Raw genomic sequence first — 2,936 nt, forward strand, 5'->3', positions numbered from 1 at the left:
CTCCTGCGGCCCGCCATCCTTCCTGACATAGGTGATGGCGCCCGACGGGCAGCTTTCGGCGATGGCGACGATCTTCTCGACGCTGGCCGCCTCGGGATGGATCCATTGACCCGGCGCGTTGGGCACGAAGACGTGCGGATCGCCGAGCACGCAGTTGCGCGAATGGATGCAGCGCTTGCCGGAAAACCCGACGTCGATCTTGTCGCTTTCGACCATGCCGGCCATAGCTGAGCTCCTTTTGCCTGAAGCACGTCGCGTCTGAACAGTTCGAGGCGGCGCGCGCTGGGTATTTGCACAGGCTATGGCTCCAGCCCGAAGACCGTCAAGCTGGCAAACCGGTCAGGGGACCAGTTCGATCTCCTCGGTCTCGCCGCCGCTGCAGGTATAGCAGCAATCCTCGCATTTTTCCTTGTTGCCGGGGCCGACGCCCCAATAGGTGCCCTCGTCACCATCGACCCAGGCGCCGTAACAGATCGATTCCCCGGCGTTGCAGGATATCGGCAGCTGCTTGGTCTCGCCGTCGTCGAGGTAGAAGTCCTTGTCATCGCCCGGCCAGACATAGTCGCGATCCTGGCTGTAGAGTTCGACGCGCATGGCGTTGGGGTGGCCGTTCTTGATGGCAAAGGTGACATCGTCGGCACGCGCCGCCGGCACGAGCAGCATGAGGAGAGACAGCGCGGCCAGCACGCGGCGCGCATAGATATGAAACATGAGTGACCCCCTGAATAAGCGGCCCACCCGGCCGCGTGGCGACCATCGCACGCAGCGCTGAATCGCGGAAGTGGACCGGACGAGCCGATCCCTGACTTAATTTGGGTCCAACGAAAACTTCCGCGCTCTACGGCACCAGATCGATCGTCTCTGTCGAGTGTTCGACGCAGATGAAGCAGCAGGTGTCGCAAGGCTGGTCATTGTCCGGCCCGACGCCGGCCGAGAGGCTGTCATTGCCGTCGGCCCAGGCGCCATAGCAGATATGTTCGCCCTGATTGCAGGAGAACGGCACAGATTTCTGCGACCCTGGGGCGATCAGGAACACCTTGTCGTTGCCCGGCCAGACCGTCTCGCGGTCGCGGCTGAACAGCTCGACCGCGACTGCTTCCTTGCGCAGGTTCTTGACGAAGAAGGCCATGTCGGCGGCCTGCGCCGAGGCGGTGAAGACCAGCGCCGCCAGTGCAACCATACGAAACAGCGTCACGGCCTGGATCTCCCGAATCACCGCGGCAGAATCGCATGCCTGCCCGCTACTAGGAAGGTGCGGAACCCTGCGTCGCGATCTCATGCCCCAGCCGCACCGTTTCACGCACCAGCAGGTCGAGATCCTCGCGCCGTGTGCGATGATTGGTGATCGCCACGCGCAACCAGTGCTCGCCATGCACCGTGGTGTCCGAAAGGGCCGCAATGCCCTGTTCCTGCAGCCGCAGCATGATCTCCGTGTTGAGCACCTTCAGAGCCTCGCCTGTCAGACCGGGCTGATAGCGGAAGCAGACGATGTTGACGGTCGGCGATGCCGCCAGCTGCAGCCGCGGCGCGGCCTCGATCAAGCCGGCAAGATAGACGGCCTGGGCAATGTTCTGGTCGATCAGGCGGCCGAATTTCTCGACACCGTGCTCCTTCAGCGCCATCCACACCTTCAGCGCGCGAAAACCGCGCGACGTCTGCAGGCCGTAGTCGTGCAGCCATTCGCCGGAAGCGAGGCCGCGCGGCGTCGATTCCAGATATTCCGGCGTCACCGCGAAGGTCCCGCGATGCGCGGCGGCATCCCTGACCAGGGCGCAGCCGACTTCGAACGGCGCGTGCAGCCATTTGTGGGGATCGAGCGCGACCGAATCCGCCCGTTCGATGCCGGCGACGCGATGGGCATTCTCAGGCGCAATGGCGATCAGCGCGCCGATGCAGCCGTCGACATGGAACCAGAGGCCTTCCTCATGTGACAGCTTCGCAAGCGCCTGCAAATCGTCGATCGCCCCGGTGTTGACGGTGCCCGCCGTACCGATGACGCAGGCCGGCTTGAACCCTGCCGCGCGGTCCTCTGTGATCGCTGCCCGCAAGGCGGCGATATCGATGCGCAGCCCGGCATCGGTCGGGATGCGGCGCAGTGCCCGGTTGCCGAGGCCAAGTGCCTCCATCGCCTTGCGGTGGCACGAGTGGATCTGCTCCGAGCCGTAGAAGCGCAGCGGCTTTTCGATGGCGGCGACACCATGCTCGCGCACGTCGATGCCGGCCTTGACGTTGCGCGCCACGGTCAGCCCGATGATGTTGGCCATCGAGCCGCCGCTGACCAGCGTGCCGCCGGCAGAAGCGGGAAAGCCCAGCATCTCCTTGCACCAGTTCACCACCTGGCTGTCCATCAGCCCGGCGGCGTGGTTGCCACCGCCGAGGTTCGAGCCCTGGATTGCCGCCAGGAAATCGCCGAGCGCACCGGTGAAATTGCTCGACCCCATATACCAGGACCAGAAGCGCGGATGGATGTTGCCCATTGGATAGGACATCACCGTGCGGGACACCTCAGAATAGACCGCATCCAGCGGCGCCGGCGAGCGCGGCAGCGGCGCCGAGAAGGCCCCTCTCACATCGGCCGGCATCTCCCGCCAGACCGGGCGGTCGCGCACATCGCGGAGGTAATCGACCGCATCGTCGATGACCCGGTGCGACAGGGCCTGCACATCGGCCCAGTCCAGGGGATCGAGCGTTTCCTCGGCCAAAAGGCCGAGGTTTTCTTGCACGGCGTCCATACCAGATCTCCCGTCAAGCCGCCGGGAACTGGCAGCCGGGCGTCGAGCGCGACAGGGCGGTCTCGTCGGCATCCATCTCGGCCTCGATGCCGTCGAACAGCGGTGTCGACATGTAGCGTTCGCCGGTGTCGGGCAGCATGCACAGGATCACCGCACCGGCCGGCGCCTCCTCCGCGACCTGCCGTGCCACGGCGAAGGTCGCGC

The 2,936-nt window shown here is 65.1% G+C and carries 4 protein-coding genes and 1 pseudogene; all 5 read right to left on the reverse strand.

What is annotated here, in order from left to right:
- A partial coding sequence (locus EN969_RS24755) for a (4Fe-4S)-binding protein (RefSeq protein ID WP_206525222.1) occupies positions 1-225 on the reverse strand: 225 nt, incomplete at its 3' end.
- Positions 226-339: 114 nt separating this feature from the next.
- Positions 340-711 carry a hypothetical protein gene (locus EN969_RS24760; protein WP_063169665.1) on the reverse strand — a complete coding sequence of 124 codons (372 nt, stop codon included), beginning with the start codon at positions 709-711 and terminating at the stop codon, positions 340-342.
- A gap of 127 nt (positions 712-838) precedes the next feature.
- Positions 839-1,195: a hypothetical protein gene (locus tag EN969_RS24765; protein WP_024502169.1), complete on the reverse strand. Its 357-nt coding sequence runs from the start codon at positions 1,193-1,195 to the stop codon at positions 839-841.
- 49 nt (positions 1,196-1,244) lie between these two features.
- The gene (locus EN969_RS24770; RefSeq protein ID WP_063169664.1) at positions 1,245-2,732 is read right to left on the reverse strand and encodes an aspartate aminotransferase family protein; all 1,488 of its coding nucleotides are present in this window, start codon (positions 2,730-2,732) and stop codon (positions 1,245-1,247) included.
- A gap of 13 nt (positions 2,733-2,745) precedes the next feature.
- Positions 2,746-2,936, reverse strand: a pseudogene (locus tag EN969_RS24775) (cysteine synthase); the annotation flags it as partial.

This window comes from Mesorhizobium sp. M7A.F.Ca.CA.003.01.2.1 (genome assembly GCF_003998945.1).
Taxonomy (GTDB): Bacteria; Pseudomonadota; Alphaproteobacteria; order Rhizobiales; family Rhizobiaceae; genus Mesorhizobium; species Mesorhizobium ciceri.